This is a genomic window from Defluviimonas sp. D31 (assembly GCF_033436765.1).
GTDB lineage: Bacteria > Pseudomonadota > Alphaproteobacteria > Rhodobacterales > Rhodobacteraceae > Albidovulum.
In genome coordinates this window covers 338,316-356,806 of the sequence record NZ_JAWQFN010000003.1, presented here as the reverse complement: position 1 = coordinate 356,806, position 18,491 = coordinate 338,316, and the positions used below count along the sequence as shown (strand labels likewise).

18 protein-coding genes are annotated in these 18,491 nt (G+C 67.7%); 9 read left to right on the top strand and 9 right to left on the bottom strand.

Annotated elements, in window-relative coordinates; genetic code table 11:
* Position 1: 1 nt before the first annotated feature.
* Positions 2 to 1,207, bottom strand: a complete 1,206-nt coding sequence (locus R5H32_RS08160) for a pyridoxal phosphate-dependent aminotransferase (protein WP_318338186.1) — start codon at positions 1,205 to 1,207, stop codon at positions 2 to 4.
* Between the two features lie 93 nt (positions 1,208 to 1,300).
* Between R5H32_RS08160 and R5H32_RS08155 the strand changes: the two genes are divergently transcribed.
* The gene (locus tag R5H32_RS08155; RefSeq protein WP_318338185.1) at positions 1,301 to 2,218 is read left to right on the top strand and encodes a LysR family transcriptional regulator; all 918 of its coding nucleotides are present in this window, start codon (positions 1,301 to 1,303) and stop codon (positions 2,216 to 2,218) included.
* A gap of 31 nt (positions 2,219 to 2,249) precedes the next feature.
* Positions 2,250 to 2,810 carry a helix-turn-helix domain-containing protein gene (locus tag R5H32_RS08150; RefSeq protein ID WP_318338184.1) on the top strand — a complete coding sequence of 187 codons (561 nt, stop codon included), beginning with the start codon at positions 2,250 to 2,252 and terminating at the stop codon, positions 2,808 to 2,810.
* On the opposite strand, the gene R5H32_RS08145 is transcribed toward R5H32_RS08150, so the two are convergent.
* Together R5H32_RS08145 and R5H32_RS08140 are read right to left on the bottom strand one after the other, a co-directional pair.
* A complete protein-coding gene (locus R5H32_RS08145) occupies positions 2,807 to 4,015 on the bottom strand; it encodes a polysaccharide pyruvyl transferase family protein (protein ID WP_318338183.1) in 1,209 nt (402 codons plus the stop codon). The two genes, R5H32_RS08150 and R5H32_RS08145, sit on opposite strands and share 4 nt — an antisense overlap.
* Positions 4,008 to 5,258 (bottom strand): Coenzyme F420 hydrogenase/dehydrogenase, beta subunit C-terminal domain, encoded by a 1,251-nt coding sequence (locus R5H32_RS08140; protein WP_318338182.1) that lies wholly within the window; start codon positions 5,256 to 5,258, stop codon positions 4,008 to 4,010. The genes R5H32_RS08145 and R5H32_RS08140 overlap by 8 nt, the downstream gene beginning before the upstream one ends.
* A gap of 247 nt (positions 5,259 to 5,505) precedes the next feature.
* Here R5H32_RS08140 and R5H32_RS08135 point away from each other — a divergent pair, with 247 nt between their 5' ends.
* On the top strand, positions 5,506 to 6,696 hold the full coding sequence (locus tag R5H32_RS08135) for a glycine C-acetyltransferase (protein ID WP_318338181.1): 1,191 nt from the start codon (positions 5,506 to 5,508) through the stop codon (positions 6,694 to 6,696).
* An 11-nt stretch (positions 6,697 to 6,707) separates the two neighbouring features.
* Positions 6,708 to 7,733 carry an L-threonine 3-dehydrogenase gene (gene tdh, locus R5H32_RS08130; RefSeq protein ID WP_263338352.1) on the top strand — a complete coding sequence of 342 codons (1,026 nt, stop codon included), beginning with the start codon at positions 6,708 to 6,710 and terminating at the stop codon, positions 7,731 to 7,733.
* Positions 7,734 to 7,770: 37 nt separating this feature from the next.
* Here the strand turns inward: tdh and R5H32_RS08125 are convergent, their stop codons facing one another.
* The 5 genes from R5H32_RS08125 to cobU form a co-directional block, all read right to left on the bottom strand.
* Positions 7,771 to 9,162 carry a glutamine synthetase family protein gene (locus R5H32_RS08125; protein ID WP_318338180.1) on the bottom strand — a complete coding sequence of 464 codons (1,392 nt, stop codon included), beginning with the start codon at positions 9,160 to 9,162 and terminating at the stop codon, positions 7,771 to 7,773.
* Between the two features lie 7 nt (positions 9,163 to 9,169).
* Complete coding sequence (locus R5H32_RS08120; RefSeq protein WP_318338179.1) at positions 9,170 to 10,543, bottom strand: aspartate aminotransferase family protein; 1,374 nt, start codon at positions 10,541 to 10,543, stop codon at positions 9,170 to 9,172.
* A gap of 106 nt (positions 10,544 to 10,649) precedes the next feature.
* A complete protein-coding gene (gene cobS / locus R5H32_RS08115) occupies positions 10,650 to 11,399 on the bottom strand; it encodes an adenosylcobinamide-GDP ribazoletransferase (protein WP_318338178.1) in 750 nt (249 codons plus the stop codon).
* Complete coding sequence (cobT, locus tag R5H32_RS08110) at positions 11,396 to 12,415, bottom strand: nicotinate-nucleotide--dimethylbenzimidazole phosphoribosyltransferase (protein ID WP_318338177.1); 1,020 nt, start codon at positions 12,413 to 12,415, stop codon at positions 11,396 to 11,398. Before cobT ends, cobS begins: the two co-directional genes overlap by 4 nt.
* 1 nt (position 12,416) lies before the next feature.
* Positions 12,417 to 12,923, bottom strand: a complete 507-nt coding sequence (gene cobU / locus R5H32_RS08105) for a bifunctional adenosylcobinamide kinase/adenosylcobinamide-phosphate guanylyltransferase (RefSeq protein ID WP_318338176.1) — start codon at positions 12,921 to 12,923, stop codon at positions 12,417 to 12,419.
* Positions 12,924 to 12,974: 51 nt separating this feature from the next.
* Between cobU and R5H32_RS08100 the strand changes: the two genes are divergently transcribed.
* Genes R5H32_RS08100 through bluB form a run of 5 tightly spaced genes read left to right on the top strand, consistent with a single transcriptional unit; the run spans position 12,975 to position 16,922 of the window.
* Positions 12,975 to 13,553: a histidine phosphatase family protein gene (locus R5H32_RS08100; RefSeq protein ID WP_318338175.1), complete on the top strand. Its 579-nt coding sequence runs from the start codon at positions 12,975 to 12,977 to the stop codon at positions 13,551 to 13,553.
* Positions 13,550 to 14,371 (top strand): propanediol utilization protein, encoded by an 822-nt coding sequence (locus tag R5H32_RS08095; RefSeq protein WP_318338174.1) that lies wholly within the window; start codon positions 13,550 to 13,552, stop codon positions 14,369 to 14,371. Before R5H32_RS08100 ends, R5H32_RS08095 begins: the two co-directional genes overlap by 4 nt.
* Complete coding sequence (gene cbiB, locus R5H32_RS08090) at positions 14,368 to 15,309, top strand: adenosylcobinamide-phosphate synthase CbiB (RefSeq protein ID WP_318338173.1); 942 nt, start codon at positions 14,368 to 14,370, stop codon at positions 15,307 to 15,309. Before R5H32_RS08095 ends, cbiB begins: the two co-directional genes overlap by 4 nt.
* 12 nt (positions 15,310 to 15,321) lie before the next feature.
* Complete coding sequence (gene cobD / locus R5H32_RS08085; RefSeq protein WP_318338172.1) at positions 15,322 to 16,284, top strand: threonine-phosphate decarboxylase CobD; 963 nt, start codon at positions 15,322 to 15,324, stop codon at positions 16,282 to 16,284.
* A 14-nt stretch (positions 16,285 to 16,298) separates the two neighbouring features.
* The gene (bluB, locus tag R5H32_RS08080; protein ID WP_318338171.1) at positions 16,299 to 16,922 is read left to right on the top strand and encodes a 5,6-dimethylbenzimidazole synthase; all 624 of its coding nucleotides are present in this window, start codon (positions 16,299 to 16,301) and stop codon (positions 16,920 to 16,922) included.
* 69 nt (positions 16,923 to 16,991) lie between these two features.
* On the opposite strand, the gene R5H32_RS08075 is transcribed toward bluB, so the two are convergent.
* Positions 16,992 to 18,434: a cobyric acid synthase gene (locus R5H32_RS08075; RefSeq protein WP_318338252.1), complete on the bottom strand. Its 1,443-nt coding sequence runs from the start codon at positions 18,432 to 18,434 to the stop codon at positions 16,992 to 16,994.
* Positions 18,435 to 18,491 lie beyond the last annotated feature (57 nt).

Below are 18,491 nucleotides of genomic sequence, written 5' to 3'. Positions count from 1 at the left end.
CTCACTTCAGATTCGCGCAGAACCGCGCGATGCGGGTGGCGGCCTCGGTCAGCGAGGCCCGGGAATAGGCGTAGGAGAGCCGGACATAGCCGGGCGTGCCGAAGGCGCGGCCGGGGACGAGGGCGACGCCCTGTTCCTCCAAGAGAGCCTCGCAGAAATCGGCGTCGGATTCGATCCGGCGGCCTTTGGCCGTGACCTTCCCGAAGGCGCGGGCGCAGCCGGGGAAGAGGTAGAAGGCACCGTCGGCCGAGGGGCAGTCGAGCACGCCGGTCGCGTTCAGGGCGGCGGCCAGCATGTCGCGGCGCTCGCGGAAATCGTCGCTGCGTTCGGCCAGAAGCTGCTGGTCGCCGTCGAGCGCGGCGACGGCCGCCGCCTGGCTGACGGAAGACGCGCCCGAGGTGATCTGGCTCTGGATCGCGAGCATCGCCGCGGTCAGCCGTTTCGGCCCGATGCCCCAGCCGATGCGCCAGCCGGTCATCGCATAGCTTTTCGACACCCCGTTCACGATCAGCGTGCGGTCGGCGAGGTCGGGCGCGACCGAGCGGAACGAGCGGAACGGGACGTAGGAGATGTGCTGGTAGATCTCGTCGACCATGATGCCGACATGGGGCGCGTCGCGCAGCACTTCGGCCAGGGCTTCGAGATCGGCCTCCGAATAGACCGCGCCCGAGGGGTTCGAGGGCGAGTTGAGGAGAAGCCATCGCGTCTTCGGCCCGATCGCGTCCCGCAACTGTTCGGGCGTGATTCGGAACCCGGTCTCGGCACTGGTCGGCATGACCACCGGTTTGCCGTCGCAGACGGTGACGATGTCGGGGTAGCTCGTCCAGTAGGGCGCGACGATCAAGACCTCGTCGCCGGGGTCGAGCGTCGCGGCGAAGGCGTTGTAGAGAACCTGTTTTGCGCCGGTGCAGACTATTATTTCGGCCGTCTCCGGCGTGTAGCCGTTCTCGCGCTGGCAGGCCGCGGCGATGGCGCGGCGCAGCTCGAGCGTGCCGGCGGTAAGGGTGTAGGTGGTCTCGCCCGCAAGCGCGGCCTGGTGCGCCGCGTGGATCACATGCGGCGGCGTCGGGAAGTCCGGCTCGCCGGTGCCGAGCGTGATGACATCGCGCCCCTCGCGCTTCAGCGCGTCGGCAAGCTCGGAGATCTTCAGGATCTCGGAGAGTTCGACCGCATCGATGCGGGCGGAGCGGCGGAACGGGTCGGACATGGCGGCCTCATGCGGGGTTTTATGCCTTATGGGCCATTGTATCCCACATGGATACCGATATTGTGGCCTTGATATATGCATGGAGCGCATACTATGGCGACACCTCGCCGGCTTCTTCCGTCGATCTCCCTGCTCACGGCCTTCGAATCGGTCGTCCGGACCGGCTCGACGCTCGCCGCCGCCCGCGACCTCGACCTGACCCAGGGCGCGGTGAGCCGCTTGATCCAGAACCTCGAGACGCAATTGGGCGTGACGCTCTTCCTGCGCGAGCGGCGGCGGCTCATTCCGACCGACCATGCGCTCGCCTATGCCCGCGACGTGGTGAAGGCGCTCGACCTCATCTCGCGCGGCTCGATGCGGGTCAGGTCGGACACCGGGGGCGGTACGCTCTCGCTCGCGATCCTGCCGACCTTCGGCACGCGGTGGCTGGCGCCGCGCCTGCCCCGCTTTCTTGGCGATCATCCCGGCATCACGCTCAATCTCGGCACAAGGCTAAGACCCTTCGACTTCGATGAGGAGGGATTCGACGCCGCGATCCATTTCGGCACCGATGACTGGGCCGGCACCGGCGCGGTGAAGCTCTTCGACGAGCGGCTGGTGGCCTGTTCCGCGCCGCGCTTTCTTGCCGATCACCCGGTCGGATCGCCGGCGGACCTGGTAGGACTGCCGCTTCTGCAACTGGAGACCCGGCCGAATGCCTGGGCCGCCTGGTTCGCCCATCACGGGGTGGACCGCCGTGTCGGGCAAGGCATGCTCTTCGATCAGTTCGCGCCGATGATCCAGGCGGTGATCCACGGGCTCGGCGTGGCGCTCTTGCCGGAGTTCCTCGCCAAGTCCGAGTTGGCGGACGGGCGCCTTGTCGAGGTCTACGGCGGGCCGGTCCGGGGCGAGGGCAGCTACTACCTCGTCTGGCCCTCGGTCGGCGGCTGGTATCCGCCCTTGCAGGCGTTCCGCGACTGGCTGGTGGCCGAGGCCGCCGACCCCGATGGCGAGGCGATGCTGCCCCGTTGACCTTTCGGCGCGCCGGGACCACCTTTGCCGCATGAACACGCGCGCCGACATCCATGACCGCCTTGCCGCCTCGCTGAAGGAAGCACGGAAGTCTAAGGGGCTCAGCCTCGACGCGGTGGCGAAGCTCTCGGGCGTGTCGCGCTCGATGGTAAGCCAGATCGAGCGCGGCGAGAGCAGCCCGACGGTGGCCACGCTGTGGAACCTGACGCAGGCGTTGCAGGTCGATTTCGCCGGGCTTCTCGAGGGGCGGACCACGCCGGGGATCGAGGTGATCCGGGCCGAGGCGGCGCCGGTCATCGCGGGCCGCGGTCAGGGGGTGCGGATCCGGATCCTGTCGCCTGCCGAGGCGGCCGGGGAGCACGAGGTTTACGATCTGCGGTTCGATGCCGGGGGGCAGCTCGTCAGCGATCCGCACGGGCCGGGCTGCCGCGAGCATCTGACGGTTCTGGAAGGTGCGGTGACCGTGGTGTCCGGTGATGATGTGCAGGGACTGGGTGTCGGTGACACGGCGCGCTATTTCGCCGACCGGCCGCACCGGATCGAGACCGTAGGTGGAATGGCGCGGGCAATCCTGATCGTGCAGAACAGCTAGCCGCCAACAGCCTTCGCGTGTCGGTCCATCAACGCGCGCAGCGCGTCTTCATACCTGCCGAGACGAGCCAAGCCATTCTCGAGCGCGGGGATCATCTCGTTGGCGAGCTCGGCTCTCCGGCCAAACGCCTCCAGAATAAACGCTCGGATATCGTCGCTGCCTTGATCAACGCAATCGACGACGTGGTCGTATCCAAGTGCCCCGAACAGCCCGGAAAACTTAAGGCTATAGGCCATGGGCACGACTGGAACTCCGGACGAAAACGCGGCGATACATGCGTGCATCCGGGCGCCGGCGAAAAAATCTAGCCCGGAAATGTAGCTCTTCGCGTCGGATGGAGTGTCAAAAGCCGGGGCGACAACAATCGACGGATATTCCGTCCCGAGGGCGCGTGCGGCCCGCAGATCATCCTCATTTGCGCCCGGTTCGTGCGAGATGACATGCGAGACCAAGTGCAGTTCGCAGCTCTCCTCGCGAGCCAGGAAATCCTCGATCAACCCCCTGATCATCGCAGGATAGTCGCTCTTGAGTCCGAACTCGTTCGCGCCGGTATAGCCCCTTGCCATGAGAAGTCCCGAGACGTTGATCCCGACGCGAACCCGGCCGTCAGCACGCGCAGGTCGCTTGTCGTAAGGCAAGCGGAGGGCCACATCCGAGGCTTTGACGACATCGCCGTGGTACCCGATCTCGCGAAGGTGAGATATCGATTTCTCGTCCCTCGTTGCGACAAGAGCGGACCGGTTGAGTGTCGCCCGAGCGAGCCGCCGTGAACCGGCGCGTGTAAAAGGTCCGATCGTCTGGGGTGCCACCACCAGCGGGCACCCGGCGGCATGGGCGAGGAATTTCAATGCGAAAAGCCGCCGTAGTCGACGTGCGCCGTAGATGTCGGAAAAGCTGTCGCCAGCTCCTATATCGATCGCGATGTCGGAGCGCCTCATCAGCGCAAACACGGAACCCGGATCGACAAGGTCGCGTCCGCCGATCTCGCGGATGGATATATCATTGCCAGCGACGTAAGGCTTGCGGGGATTCTTCCAGTCGATCACCGTGATCTCTGTATCGATTCCCAGAAGCTCGGAGTTGCGCCGAATGATATCGATATCCGCTACGGTTAAGGCGCCGACGCCGAGGTTCATGTTTTTGCAGGAGTGGAAGATCAGGCTGACACTAAGCTTTCGGCGCAAAGCAGTCATCTCCTCAATCATTGTTGGCCTGAGTTGCTGCGCTTGCCCGGCCCGAAAGTTGTCGGCGGGTCATGCCCAAAAAATTCCGCAGGTTGCGTGAAAACGCATTCTGCCGAGCCGCGGCGAACAAGTGTAGCCCTCGGTAACAAGGGATCGGGCGGAGGCAAAGTCGTTGCCCCAAGAGTCGGGCAAGTAGTGCCCGGCGCCGTTCACGCTGTCCTGGCTGAATTGACGCCAACCTTGAAACCCGAAACGGCGAGATCGCGATTGCGCCATCCCGCACCGCTTCATTAAGCAAGGTCGCGCCAAGTTCGGTCCGGGCAACGATTAGACTTATGCCATCCGCCTCCTCGAAGACGGGATAGCCGGCCTCATCACATTCCCACGCATCGCCGCAGACGAGATCCGCCGCACAACCGGTACCGTCGGCGCATATGCGGCATCGGTGCTGCACTTCGCGCGATAGGATGGATCCCCAGCTGTCCTGATAGGTCATTGACCGTTCGGTTCCATCCCTGCGGATGACAGTCGCGCGGCCGGGCCAACCATTGCCGCGGTACCGGAAAGCCTTCGCATCGGCCGGGCGGGTGTCTAGCGCCCGCAGCAGGGCGGCCCCGCCGTGCCCCGATGGAACGCCCGCACAAAAAAACGAGAGTATCACCGGAACGGAGCGGGCGATTTCTGGATCGTTGTCAGCCAACGCCCGCATGGCGGCCGCGTCGCAGGGTTTTCCAACAATGGCGAAGCGGCGTCCCGTGGCAACATGATCGCGCAGATGTGCCAACGGAGCGGATGGAGCATAGCGTGACCCTGCGGCCGCCAGTACGCCAAGCCGGTCTGTTACGACCGCTTCGGCATTGGCGGTCACAGGAGCCGAAGCAGCACAGGTTTCTAGGACAGCATCAACGCGACCCGAGCGGATCAGATAATTGGCAAGCGCAGATAAAACGCCGCCGGACGATCCTGCAAACCGTATCTCAGGATCCGTCGACCAGCCCGATTGCACCGATATGTAAGGCCCCCAAAGGATGTCATCCTTGCGCCCCCCAGCAGAAACGGTCTGCCCGAGCCCCGGGCAAACCGCATGTACCAACGTATCCTCAGTCGCTTCGAGAGGGCGACTTATCCGCGGTCGAAGAAATCCGTCACTATCCTCGTGCATGGAGATTTTATCAGGCGCGATCACCGCGCAACCGCCGCATCCCGCGCACAAGTTGCCGCTCTCGACGCGCGAAAGGCTTCTGGAGAGCGCCGGCGATATCATCTGAGCATGACTGTTGGCTAATCCTAGTCCGCGAAATGATTATCTTCGCTTATATATTGACAACGCAAATGGCGCAAGTTGAGGGCTTGAATCATCTGTGTTCCGGAACCCTGGGCGAAGACTATCTCGGCGCCGCTTTTTTCTTGTCGTACCGCGGATAGTCTGGTGGCGTTTCGCAGCATTACGAGACGCGTTGACAGTAGCAGTGCCCTGAATGATATTCCGTTATCAAGGAGGAGCTTCTAATATGCCGGACGTTCAGTTTTTCTTGAGACATGTCAGCGCGACGCTCGCCGCTATCGACGCCGACGGCCTTTACAAGCGCGAGCGGCTGATCACCTCGGCTCAAGGCGCCCATGTGAAGGTCGCGGGGCGCGACGTGCTCAATCTCTGCGCCAACAACTACCTCGGGCTTGCCGATCATCCGGCGCTCATCGCGGCGGCGCGGGCGGCGATGGCGGATCACGGTTACGGCATGGCCTCGGTCCGGTTCATCTGCGGCACGCAGGACCTGCACCGGGAACTCGAGGCGCGGATCGCGCGGTTCCTTGGCAAGGACGATTCCATACTCTTCGCCGCCTGTTTCGACGCCAATGGCGGTTTGTTCGAGCCGCTTCTGGGGCCGGAGGATGCGATCATCTCGGATGCGCTGAACCATGCCTCGATCATCGACGGCATCAGGCTCTGCAAGGCGAAACGCTACCGTTACGCCAATTCCGACATGGCCGATCTCGAGGCGCAGCTCAAGGCGGCGCGGGCGGATGGCGCGCGCTTCGTGATGATCGCGACCGATGGCGTCTTCTCGATGGACGGATATCTCGCGAAGCTCCCGGAGATCGTGGCGCTCGCAGAGAAATACGGCGCGCTCACCATGGTGGACGATTGCCATGCGACCGGGTTCATGGGGCCGCAGGGGCGCGGTACGCCGGCCCATGCCGGGGTCGAGGTCGATATCCTGACCGGCACGCTCGGCAAGGCGCTGGGCGGGGCTCTGGGCGGCTACATCGCCGGGCCGCAGGCGGTCATCGACCTCTTGCGTCAACGGGCGCGGCCCTATCTCTTCTCGAACGCGCTGCCGCCGGCGGTGGTCGCGGCGGGCATCGCCGCCCTCGATCTCGTCGAGGCGGCAGAAGATCTCCGGGCGTCCTTGTTCGACAACGCCCGCTACTGGCGCGCCGGGCTTGAAGAAGCGGGCTTCACGCTCCTGCCCGGCGAGCACCCGATCGTGCCGGTGATGCTCGGCGATGCCGCCCTCTCGCAAAAGATGGCGGCGGCGCTCTACGAGCGCGGCGTCTATGTCGCGGGCTTCTTCTTCCCGGTCGTGCCGAAGGGGCAGGCGCGAATCCGGACCCAGATGAACGCGCGGCTGACGCGCGCTGACCTCGATTTCGCGCTCGACGCCTTCCGGGCGGCGGGCAAGGCGGTGGGAGCGATCTGATGCGCAATGACATGAAGGCACTGGCGAAGGCGAAGCCCGAGGTCGGGCTCTGGATGGAGCACCGCCCGGTGCCGGAGATCGGTGCGGACGACGTGCTGATCCGAATCCGCAAGACCGGGATCTGCGGCACCGATATCCATATCTGGAACTGGGACGAATGGGCGGCGAAGACGGTGCCCGTGGGTCTTGTGACCGGGCATGAATTCGCCGGCGAGATCGTCGAGATCGGCAAGAACGTCGAGGGGCTGACCATTGGCCAGCGCTGTTCGGGCGAGGGCCATCTGATCGGCAAGCAGTCGCGGCAGAGCCGTGCCGGCAAGTTCCACCTCGATCCCGCGACGCGGGGGATCGGCGTGAACGAGCAGGGGGCATTTGCCGAGTACCTGAGGCTTCCCGCCTTCAACGTCGTGCCGCTGCCCGACGAGATCGACGACGAGATCGGGGCGATCCTCGATCCCTTGGGCAACGCCGTCCATACCGCGCTGTCGTTCGATCTCGTCGGCGAGGACGTGCTGATCACCGGCGCGGGCCCGATCGGCATCATGGCCGCCGCCGTCGCCCGCCATGTCGGCGCGCGCCATGTGGTGATCACCGATATCAACCAGGACCGGCTCGACCTTGCCGCGCAGGTCACCGACGTGATCCCGGTGAACGTCGCGAAACAGGATCTGAAGGACGTCGAGGGCGCCCTGAAGATGAAGGAGGGCTTCGACGTCGGCATGGAGATGTCAGGCAGCCAGGCCGCGCTCGACCAGATGGTCGAGAACATGGTGATGGGGGGCCGGATCGCCATGCTAGGCATCCCGCCGGGCAAGTCGCCGGTGGACTGGTCCCGCATCGTCTTCAAGGCGATCACCATCAAGGGCGTCTATGGCCGCGAGATCTTCGAGACCTGGTACAAGATGATCGCGATGCTGGAGAACGGCCTCGATATCCGCCGCGTCATCACCCACCGTTTCAAGGTCGATGATTTCCGCGACGGGTTCGAGATCATGCGCTCGGGAAAGAGCGGCAAGGTCGTGCTCGACTGGACCTGAGCGCCGGGTCCGGCCCCGCGGGGCCGGGCCGGTGCGATCAGACCGTGTGCAGGTAGAGGTCGTAATCGACTTCCGAGATCGTGCGGGCAACGCGGGCATACTCCGCAGCCTTCACCTCGACGAAGGTGCGGTGCATGTCCTCGCCGAGCGCGGTCTTGAGGAACTCCGAGTTCCGCGCCGCCTCGATCGCCGCGCGCCATTCGCGCGGGATCTCCGGTCCGTCCGGGTCCTCGGCATAGGCGTTGCCGGTGGTCTCGGGGCCGGGGTCGAGCTTCTTGTCGAAGCCGTGGAGAATGCCCGCGAGCACGGTCGCGGCGACGAGATAGGGGTTGGCGTCGACGCCTGAGGGCCGATGCTCGATCCGCCGCGCCTTCACGTCGCCGGCAGGAACGCGAAGTGCCACCGAGCGGTTGTTCACCCCCCAGGCGGTCGAGATCGGCGCGTAGCTCTGGTTGGCGAAGCGGCGCCAGGAATTGAGATGCGGCGCAAAGACCAGCATCGATTCCGCCATCGTCGCCCGAAGACCGCCGAGCGCGTGAAGGAGCATGTTTTCCCACTTGCCGGGCTTCTTCTCGGCAAAGACGTTCTCGCCCTTCTCGTTCATCAGCGAGACGTGGAAATGCATCCCCGAGCCGGCGTAATCGGCGATCGGCTTGGCCATGAAACAGGCCACGACCCCATGTGCCCGCGCCTGCGCCCGGACGATCCGCTTCAGCCGCATCAGGTCGTCGGCCGCCTGCATCACGTCCTCGCGGTAATGCAGCGTCAGCTCGTACTGGCCCGGCGCATATTCCGAGATCATCGTCTCCGCCGTGATCCCGGCCTTGGCCGCCCCCGCATAGATGTCGGAGAACAAGGGCAGCATCCCGTGCAGGTGATCGACCGAATAGACCTCGGTCTTGTGGCTGTCGCGCCCGTCGAGCACGTCGGCGGCGGGGCGGACCCTGCCGTCGGGGCCGCGCTCCTTGGCGAGGAGGAAGAATTCGAGTTCGAAGGCGCCGGCGGGCTTCAGCCCCCGCTTGGCGAATTCATCGACCTGGCGCTGGAGCGCGTGGCGGGGATCCGAAGTCATCGGTCGTCCATCGAGCTCGTAGAGCGACATCAGCACCTCGGCGCGCGGCGGGGTGGTGTTGTGCAGGACCTTGAGCGTGCCGGGAATCGGCCAGGCGCGGAGATCGCCGTCGCCCTTGTCCCAGATCAGGCCGGTTTCGTGCACGTCCTCGCCGCAGATATCGAGGCCGAGGATCGAGATCGGCATGTGCCGACCGGACTTGTAGAGCGAGGGCAGCTCGTGGCGGCGGATGATCTTGCCGCGGCCGATGCCGTTCGAATCGTGGAGCACGATGTCCACGGCCTCGATTTCGGGATGCTGGGCGAGGAAATCTTCGGCCTCGGCGAGGGTCGCGCCCGAGGGGCAGGGATTGGTCATGGTGTCCTCAGGCAAAAAGCTCGGAAAGGGTGTCGTCGAAGGCGGCGATGAGCCGGTCGATCTGGCGTTTTCTCGTCGCCGGGCTGACCAGCATCATGTTGTGGAAGGGCGCGATCAGGCAGCCGCGGTTGAGAAGCGCGGTGTGCAGGGTCGCCTCGACCTCGGGCATATGGGCGGCACCCGCCTCGGTGCCGTTCTTCAGCGGGCCGGGGGCGCAGATGAACTCGACCCGCGCGCCGACGCGGACAACATGCCAGGGCGCGCCGTGGGCCTCGATCACCCGTTTCAGGCCAGAATAGAGCCTTTTCGCGCCCTTCTCCATATGCGCGTAGCTGGCTTCCGTCATCACCTCGGCGAGGGTCGCGCGGAGGCAGGCGAACTGCATCGGGTTCGCGGACAGCGTCGTGCCCATGCCGGAATGGCCCGAGGCGCGGCCGGCATTGTAGCGTATATAGGCCTTGGCCAGTTTCGGCCGCAGCCCCCAGACGGCGGTGGGCATGCCACCGGCCACGCATTTGCCGACGACGAAGATGTCGGGGTCGAGCCCGTGGACGCCGGTGTAACCGCCGAGGCCCGAGGAAATCGTGTGGGTCTCGTCGATGATCAGAAGCGCGCCATACTTGGTCGCGAGCTTGCGCAAGCCTTCATGGAAGCCCGGCTCGGGCAGGACCATGCAGGAATTGGTCATCACCGGCTCGGTCAGGATCGCCGCGATCTCGCCGGTCTTGAGGGCCGCCTCGACGCTTTCGAGATCGTTGAACTCGGCGCAGGCGGCGAGTTTGGTGAGGTCGGCGACCTGGCCGGTCAGGCCGGGCCGCGTCACGGTCTTGCCGTTGGAAAGTTCCACCATCGCGTCATCGACGGTGCCGTGATAGCAGCCGTGGAACACGAGGACCTTGGGCTTGCCGGTGACCGCCCGGGCCACGCGCAGGGCGAAGCGGTTGGCATCCGTCGCGGTCGTCGCGATCTGCCAATGGAAATCGCCGAAACGCTCGGTCAGGAGCCACCCCGCCTCCAGAGCGGCCTCGGTCGGCAGCATGTAGGTGAGCCCGTTTCGCGCCTGCTTGCGAATCGCCTTCGCGACGGGTTCCGGCGAATGGCCGAACATCGAGCCGGTGTCGCCAAGGCAGAAATCGTCGACCTCGTTGCCGTCGATATCGGTGAGGCGCGCGCCCCGAGCCGTTTCGACCAGCATCGGGAAGGGCATAGGCCAGTCCTTCATCCAGTGCATCGGCACCGCGTCGAGATAGGAGTCCGCACCACCCGTAAGCGCCACTCGCGTCTTCGGCCGCGCCTTGGCGAAGCGTTCGGCCTCGCGTTTCGCGATGGTCTTGAGGCGGGTCCGGGCGATTCCGGCGATCAGATCGGGATGCTGGTTCATGGCGCCACTCCTTGCGTCGCGCCGTTATCCTCTAAATTTGATCAAATTGGAAGATGGCAAATTCGGGCAAGGATAGCCTGATGCTCTGCGCAAGTTCGGTGTTTGATCAAACAGAAGCTGCGAGGACTGCCCAGCCGGCGATTTCGGCCACCTGCTGCATCGCGCCCATCACATCGCCGGTCTGGCCGCCGATCTGGCGCAGGGCGAGGCCGGCAAGGAGCGTCGCGGCCAGCGCCATCGCGGCCCCCGCCACGACCGCGGTTCCGAAGCCCAGGGGCAGGAGGCAGAGAAAGCCGATCCCGGCCGCGATGAGTGCCGGCTTCGGATCGGCTCCGGCGGCCGAACGGCCGAGCCCGTCGGCGCGCGCCGCCGGCATCAGGACCAGCGCGGCCGGCAGCACCGCCCGGCTCGCCGCCGCGATACCGATGAGCGCGGCGGTGGCCGATCCGGTTTCGGCCAGGGTCGAGATGCCGATTGCCCTGAAGGCAAGCGCAAGGGCCAGCGCCACGACCCCGTAGGAGCCGACCCGGCTGTCGCGCATGATCTCGAGCTTGCGCGCCCGGTCACGTCCCCCGCCGAAGCCGTCGGCGAGGTCGGCAAGCCCGTCCTCATGCATCGCCCCGGTGGCCAGCGCCCCGGCGGCAAGCGTCAGAAGCGCCGCCATCAAGGGCGGAAGGCCAAGCCACAGCCCGGCCCCGCAGACCAGCGCCATGATCGCGCCGACTGCGACACCGACGAGAGGCCAGGCCCAGGACGAGGCCGCCATCGCGGGCGCCTCTCCCTCGATGCGCCCGGCCGGCAGACGGCTCAGGAGCATGAAGGCCAACCGGATCTCGCCCGTGCGCGAAGGCCTCATGCCTCCGATACCCCCGCCTCGCCGAAGGTGGCCATGCCGTTGTGGCAGGCCAGCGCCGCCCGCACGATGCCAAGCGCCAGCGCCGCGCCCGAGCCCTCGCCGAGCCGCATGTCGAATTCGAGGACCGGGCGCTTGTGGATCGCGGCCAGGAGTTTGCGGTGACCGGGCTCGGCCGAGACATGGCCGACGAGGCAATGGTCGAGAAGCCGCTTGTCGGCGGCATAGAGAACCGCCGCCGCGGCGGTGCAGATGAAGCCGTCGAGGATCACCGGGATCCGCGCCGCCCGCGCCGCCAGAACCGCGCCGCAGATCGCCGCCTGCTCGCGCCCGCCAAGGGCGGCAAGGATCGCCGGCGCGTTGCCGATCACGCCCTCGTGGCGCTTCAGCCCGCGCTCGATCGCGTCGATCTTGCGCGTGATTCCGGCCTTGTCAGAGCCTGTTCCGGGCCCCGTCCACTCCGCCACGTCGCCGCCGAAACAAGCCGCCGCCAGCGCCGCCGCGACGGTCGAGTTGCCGATCCCCATCTCGCCGAGGACAAGGATGTCCGCACCCTCGTCCACCGCCGAGGCGCCCTGCCAGAACGCGTCGAGGCAGTCGGTCTCCGACATCGCCGGGCCTTCGGTGAAGTCCCCTGTCGGCCGGTCGAGGTCGAGCGCCACGACCGACAGCTCCGCGCCGTTCACCGCGCAGAGCTGGTTGATCGCGGCGCCGCCGGTCTCGAAATTCGCCACCATCTGCGCGGTGACCTCCTGCGGATAGGGGTTCACGCCCTGGGCGCAGATGCCATGGTTGCCGGCGAAGACGAGCGCCTGCGCCCGCCAGATCTCCGGCCGCGCGGTGCCGCGCCAGGTCGCCATGAACTCGGCCAAGGCCTCCAGTCGGCCGAGCGACCCCGGCGGCTTGGTCAGCGAGTTCTGCCGCGCGCGGGCCGCTTCGGCGGCGGCGGTGTCGGCGTCTGGCAGCCGGTCGGCAAGCAGCGGGATCTGGTCGAGGGAGGAGATGCGCGGAAGGCTCATGTCATTTCACTTTCAGGGGCAGGCCGCAGACGGCGAGATGGACTTCGTCCACCGCCGCCGCGACCCATTGGTTAAGCAGCCCGGCCGCGTCGCGGAACTCGCGGGCGAGCGCGTTGTCGGGGACGATGCCGCCGCCGACTTCATTGGTGACGAAGATCACCGGATCGCGCTGGGCGGGCAGGGCGGCGATCATCGCGTGCGCCTCCTCCTGCCAGTCGCGGCCCGAGAACATCAGGTTCGAGAGCCAGAGCGTCAGGCAGTCGACGAGCCGGGGCCCCCTGCCGTCGGTCGCCTGAAGCGCCGCGGTCAGGTCGAGCGGTTCGGCATGGGTGGTCCACTCCGCCCCGCGCCGCGCCTGATGCGTGGCGATGCGCTTGTCCATCTCGGCGTCATGGGCCTCGGCGGTGGCGATATAGACCGCGCGCGGGCCAAGGCCGAGCGTCATCGTCTCGGCAATGCCGCTTTTGCCGGATCTCGCGCCGCCGGTGATGAGTATCGTCTTGCCCATGGCTCGCTGACAAAGCAGAAACGGGCCGCGTGTGAAAGGGAGAATGCGACGGTGAAGGGCGGGGCTGCGACAGAGCTGATTCTGATCCGCCATGCGCCGGCCTTGAGCCAGGGCAAGCTCTGCGGCCGCACCGACGTGCCGGCCGATTGCGGCGATGTGGAACGGATCGAGGCAACGCGCGCCGCGCTGGGTACGCCCGACCGCATCGTGGTCAGCCCGGCGCTGCGGTGCCGCCAGACCGCCGCGGCGCTCTGGCCCGATCTCGCGGAGCCGGAACTGGATGCCGCCCTCTGGGAACAGGATTTCGGCGACTGGGAAGGCCGGCCCTATGCCGAACTGCCCGATCTCGGGCCACTGCCGCCTGCGGAACTCGCCGATCACCGCCCGCCGCGCGGCGAAAGCTTCGCCGATCTCTGCGCGCGCGTGGCGCCAGCGCTTTGCCGCGCGGCCAGCGGTGGACGGGTCGCTGTCGTTGCCCATGCCGGCACCGCGCGGGCGGCGCTGGCGCTGGCGCTCGGCAGCCCGGCGCACGGGCTCGCCTTCGAGATCGCGCCCCTGTCGGTCACCCGGCTGCGGCTTCTGGATGGCGGCGGTTGGTCGGTGATCGGCGTGAACTGGGTGCCGGGATGAGCGCGGCCGCCGTTCGGGTCGCAGGGCATTTCGGAGAATTCCTGCAAGGCCGGATCGGGCCCGGCGGACCGGTCGCGCTGGTCACGCTGCCCTGTCCGGTGCTCGCGGTCACCGCGCGCCATGTGCCGGGGCCGGGCCTCTCGGTGCACGGCGCCGGGCAGATGCTGCTCGGCCCGGTGCGGGCGCGGCGGCTCCTGACCGCGCTTCGCTGTCGGCTCAACGGCCGGGTGATGCTGCGCGCGACGATGCCGGCCGGCGGTGGCGCGGGCGCCTCGACCGCGGCGCTGGTGGCGCTCGCCCGTCTCGCGGGGGCCGCGACCGGGCCGCAGGCCCTCGCGCGCGCCTGTGTCGCGACAGAAGGCGCGAGCGATCCCTTGATGTTCGACATGCCCGAGCGGCTGCTCTGGGCCTCGCGCCGGGCGGTGGTGCTCGACCGGTTGCCGCCGCTGCCCGCGCTCGACGTGGTCGGCGGCTTCTACGGCCCGCACCGGCGGACCGAGGCGCGCGACATGGACTTTCCCGACATCGCAGACCTGATCGCGCCCTGGCGCGCGGCGGCGGAAGCCGGAGACGGCCCGGCTGTGGCGGCGCTCGCCGCGGAATCGGCGCGGCGCACGCTCGCGCTCCGCGGACCGGAGGGCGATCCGACCGAGGCGCTGGCCCGCGCGACCGGCGCGGCAGGCTTTGCGATTGCCCATACCGGATCGGCGCGGGCGCTGCTATTCCGGCGCGGAGACATGCCCGAGGACATCGCCGCGACGCTCAGGCGCGCGGGCCTTCGCGGCACCGTCCGGTTCGAGGTGGGAGGCAAGGGATGAGCGGCGCGGCAATCGTGCTTGTGGCACTTGTGCTCGATGTGGCGTTGGGCTGGCCGAAATGGCTCTATGTGGCGATCGGGCATCCGGTGACCTGGATCGGCGCGCTGATCGCGCGGCTCGATGCCTGGCTGAACCTTGACGAGGCGGACGAGCGCGGGCGCCGCAACTCCGGTATCGTGGCGGCGCTCGTGGTGATCATGGTCGCGGCGAACCTCGCCTGGACCCTGACCTGGTTCCTGCCGTCGGGATGGACCGGGATCCTGCTCGGCGGGATTCTTGCGTGGCCCTTCATCGCTTTGCGTTCGATGCACGAGCACGTCGCCGCGGTGGCGAAGCCGCTGGAGGTTGGCGATCTCGACGGCGCGCGTCATGCCGTGTCGATGATCGTGGGGCGCGACCCGGCGCGGCTCGACGAATCCGGTGTCGCCCGGGCCGCGATCGAGAGCCTGGCCGAGAATACATCCGACGGGATCGTCGCGCCGGTCTTCTGGGGCGTGATCTTCGGACTGCCGGGGCTCGCGGCCTACAAGGCGATCAACACGCTCGATTCGATGATCGGCCATCGGACCCCACGCCACGAGGCCTTCGGCTGGGCCTCGGCGCGGATCGACGACGTGGTGAACCTGATCCCGGCGCGGCTCACCGGGCTTCTCTTCGCCGCGGTCTCGACGCGGCCGAAGGAGGCGCTCGCGACGATGGGACGCGATGCGGGCCATCACCGCTCGCCCAATGCCGGCTGGCCGGAAGCGGCGATGGCCGGCGCGCTCGGCATCCGCCTCTCCGGCCCGCGGGTCTATGCCGACCGGGTCGCGGACGAACCCTGGGTCAACGCCGGCGCCGCCGACCCCGGCGCCGCCGACATCCGCCGCGCGCTCGGTCTCTACCGCTTCGCGATGCTTGCCCTCGCGGCCATCGTCGCGCTATGCGCGCTGATCTGAAACGGAGGGCACATGCGCGATCACGGCGGCAATATCGACTGGGCGATCGCGCATTACGGCGGTGACGCCGCGGACTGGATCGACCTCTCGACCGGCATCAACCGGGTACCCTATCCCTTGCCCGCGATTTCGCCGGAGGCCTGGACCGCGCTGCCGACCCGCGCGGCGACGGCCTCGCTCGTCGAGGCCGCCCGCGCCGCCTTTGGCTGCCCGGCCGCGATCCTGCCGGTCGCGGGCGCGCAGGCAGCGATCCAGATGATCCCGCGAACCACCGCGCCCGGCCGGGCGCGCATCCTCGCGCCGACCTACAACGAGCACGCGGCCGCCCTGCGTGCCGCGGGCTGGCAGGTCGCCGAGGTCGGCGATCTCGCCGCACTCGAGGGCGCCGACCTTGCGATCGTTGTGAACCCCAACAATCCCGATGGTCGCCGCCATAGCGCCGAAGAGTTGCTGCGGCTGGCCGGCGGCGTCACACGCCTCGTCGTGGACGAGAGCTTCGCCGATCCCGACCCCGGCCTATCGCTCGCAGCGGCGGCCGGTCGGCCCGGACTGTTCATCTTGCGGTCTTTCGGAAAGTTCTACGGCTTCGCGGGGCTCAGGCTCGGCTTCGTGCTTGGCGCGGAGGAGGAAATCGCAGCGCTCACCGAGATGGCCGGTCCCTGGCCGGTCTCCGGCGCCGCGATCGAGGTCGGCCGCGCCGCGCTTATGAACCGCGACTGGGCGGTCGCGACCAGCGCGCGGCTCGCGGCCGAGACGGAGCGGCTCGACGCGATGGCCGAGGCTGCGGGCTGGCGCAGCATCGGCGGCAGCGCGCTGTTCCGGCTTTACGACTGCGGCGACGCGGCAGCGGCGCAGGAGCGCCTGGCGCGGGCGCGGATCTGGTCGCGGATCTTTCCCTATGCGTCGGGCTGGATCCGGCTCGGCCTGCCGGGGAATGCGGCGGAATGGGCGCGGCTCGCCGCCGCGCTGGCCTGAGAGCGGGGGGCGGAATGGAATTCGATCGCGAGGAACGGCGGGCACTGGAGCGGATCCTGCGCTGGCGGCGCGACGTGCGGCATTTCCGGACCGATCCGGTTCCCGAAGCGGTGATGGAGCGGCTTCCGGAGGCGATGGGCTGGGCGCCCTCGGTCGGCAACGCCCGGCCGTGGCGGGTGCTGCGGGTGCGCGACGCCGCTCTCCGAGCCGGCGTGCGGGCCGAGTTCGAACGCTGCAACGCCGAGGCTGCGGCGGCCTATGACAGCGCCGCCCGGTCGGAATACGTCAAGCTAAAGCTCGCGGGTCTCGATGCCGCGCCGGAGCATCTCGCGGTCTTCACCGTCTCCGATCCGGCCGCGGGCCGCGGCCTTGGCCGCCGCACCATGCCCGAGACGCTGCACCAGTCGACCGCGATGGCGATCCTGACGCTGTGGCTCGCGGCGCGGGCGGAGAATCTGGGCCTCGGCATGGTGTCGATCGTCGATCCGGCGGTGATCGAGCGGCTCTTCGACGTGCCCGAGGACTGGCATTTCAGCGCCTATCTCTGCCTCGGCTGGCCCGAATTTAACGACGACACGCCGCTTCTGCACCGGGTCGGCTGGCAGGAAAACCAGCCGACGGAGTGGGATGAGAGGTAGTCTGGGGCGCTGCCCCCGTCGCCGCCTTCGCGGCGACTCCCCCGGGATATTTTTGAAAAGAAGACGGGGTCAGCGCGCGAGGTCGAGAAGACCGTCGATGTCGAGATGAGCCTCCATGTGATCGGCGAGCGCGTCGAGCACCGTTTCGACGGCGGCGCCGTAGCTTGCCACCGATCGTGCGCCGAGCCGGGCGAGGAAGGCCGCGCGGAAGGCGTCGCCGGTGAACATGCCGTGCAGGTAGCTGCCCGCGATGCGGCCGTCGTCGGAGGTCGCGCCTTCGGGATCCTCGCCTACATGGGCGAAGGGCCGCGCCCGCGCCGGACCCTCGGTGCGGCCGATATGGATTTCGTAGCCCTCCATCGGAGTGCCCGTGGCGGCATGGACGGCGGCGGTACAGGTGAGCCGCTTGTCGGGCGTCATCACCGTCGTGACGTCGAGAAGGCCGAGGCCGGGGGTCTCGCCCGCTTCCCCCTCGATCCCGGCGGGGTCGGAGATGGAGTGTCCGAGCATCTGGTAGCCGCCGCAAATGCCAAGCACATGGCCGCCGCGCCGGACATGCGCGGCAAGGTCGATGTCCCAGCCCTGCGCGCGCAGATAGGCGAGATCGCCGCGCGTCGACTTGGAGCCGGGGATGATCACCAGATCCGTATCGCCGGGGATGGCTTCGCCGGCGCGGACCATGATGAGGTTCACTGCGGGTTCGAGCTTCAGGGGATCGAGATCGTCGAAATTCGCGATGCGCGACAGACCGAGGCAGGCGATCTTCAGCGGCCCGCCACCTGAGGCGCCCCGGAGGTCGAGCGCATCCTCGGCCGGCAGTTTCGCGGCGTCCCCGAAATAGGGCAGCACGCCGAAGCCGCGCCAGCCGGTGCGCGACTCGATCAGCCGGTAGCCATCGTCGAAGAGCGTCGGATCGCCGCGGAACTTGTTGATGAGAAACCCAGCGACCATGGCGGCATCCTCGGGGTCGAGCACCGCCTGGGTGCCGACGATCTGGGCGATTACCCCGCCGCGGTCGATGTCGCCAGCAAGGATCACCGGCACGCCCACGGCCCGCGCGAAGCCCATGTTCGCGATGTCACCTCGCCGCAGGTTCACCTCGGCCGGGCTCCCGGCGCCCTCTACTATGACGAGGTCATGCACGGCCTTCAAGCGGTTGAAACTGCCGAGCACCGAAGCCATCAACTGAGGTCTCAGCGCGGAATAATCCCTCGCCCGCACTGTCGTCAGCCGCTTGCCCTGTACGACGACCTGCGCCCCGGTATCGGTCTCGGGCTTGAGGAGGACCGGGTTCATGTCGGTAAGCGGCTCCAGCCCGCACGCAAGCGCCTGCAGCGCCTGCGCGCGGCCAATCTCACCGCCATCAACGGTCACCGCGGCGTTGTTGGACATGTTCTGCGGCTTGAATGGCGCCACCGAAAGCCCCCGCCGCCGCACGGCCCGGCACAGGCCCGCCACGAGCAGCGACTTGCCGACATTGGAACCGGTCCCCTGGATCATCAGCGCCTTCACCATGCCCTAGCCTTCTTCATTGTCCAAATACCCCGGGGGTCCGGGGGCAGCGCCCCC

Bases quoted from the DNA above. Each gene is read 5' to 3' on its own strand.
- R5H32_RS08160 (WP_318338186.1), bottom strand. From the start codon at position 1,207: ATGTCCGACCCGTTCCGCCGCTCCGCCCGCATCGATGCGGTCGAACTC.
- R5H32_RS08155 (WP_318338185.1), top strand. From the start codon at position 1,301: ATGGCGACACCTCGCCGGCTTCTTCCGTCGATCTCCCTGCTCACGGCC.
- R5H32_RS08150 (WP_318338184.1), top strand. From the start codon at position 2,250: ATGAACACGCGCGCCGACATCCATGACCGCCTTGCCGCCTCGCTGAAG.
- R5H32_RS08145 (WP_318338183.1), bottom strand. From the start codon at position 4,015: ATGATTGAGGAGATGACTGCTTTGCGCCGAAAGCTTAGTGTCAGCCTG.
- R5H32_RS08140 (WP_318338182.1), bottom strand. From the start codon at position 5,258: ATGATATCGCCGGCGCTCTCCAGAAGCCTTTCGCGCGTCGAGAGCGGC.
- R5H32_RS08135 (WP_318338181.1), top strand. From the start codon at position 5,506: ATGCCGGACGTTCAGTTTTTCTTGAGACATGTCAGCGCGACGCTCGCC.
- tdh (WP_263338352.1), top strand. From the start codon at position 6,708: ATGAAGGCACTGGCGAAGGCGAAGCCCGAGGTCGGGCTCTGGATGGAG.
- R5H32_RS08125 (WP_318338180.1), bottom strand. From the start codon at position 9,162: ATGACCAATCCCTGCCCCTCGGGCGCGACCCTCGCCGAGGCCGAAGAT.
- R5H32_RS08120 (WP_318338179.1), bottom strand. From the start codon at position 10,543: ATGAACCAGCATCCCGATCTGATCGCCGGAATCGCCCGGACCCGCCTC.
- cobS (WP_318338178.1), bottom strand. From the start codon at position 11,399: ATGAGGCCTTCGCGCACGGGCGAGATCCGGTTGGCCTTCATGCTCCTG.
- cobT (WP_318338177.1), bottom strand. From the start codon at position 12,415: ATGAGCCTTCCGCGCATCTCCTCCCTCGACCAGATCCCGCTGCTTGCC.
- cobU (WP_318338176.1), bottom strand. From the start codon at position 12,923: ATGGGCAAGACGATACTCATCACCGGCGGCGCGAGATCCGGCAAAAGC.
- R5H32_RS08095 (WP_318338174.1), top strand. From the start codon at position 13,550: ATGAGCGCGGCCGCCGTTCGGGTCGCAGGGCATTTCGGAGAATTCCTG.
- cbiB (WP_318338173.1), top strand. From the start codon at position 14,368: ATGAGCGGCGCGGCAATCGTGCTTGTGGCACTTGTGCTCGATGTGGCG.
- cobD (WP_318338172.1), top strand. From the start codon at position 15,322: ATGCGCGATCACGGCGGCAATATCGACTGGGCGATCGCGCATTACGGC.
- bluB (WP_318338171.1), top strand. From the start codon at position 16,299: ATGGAATTCGATCGCGAGGAACGGCGGGCACTGGAGCGGATCCTGCGC.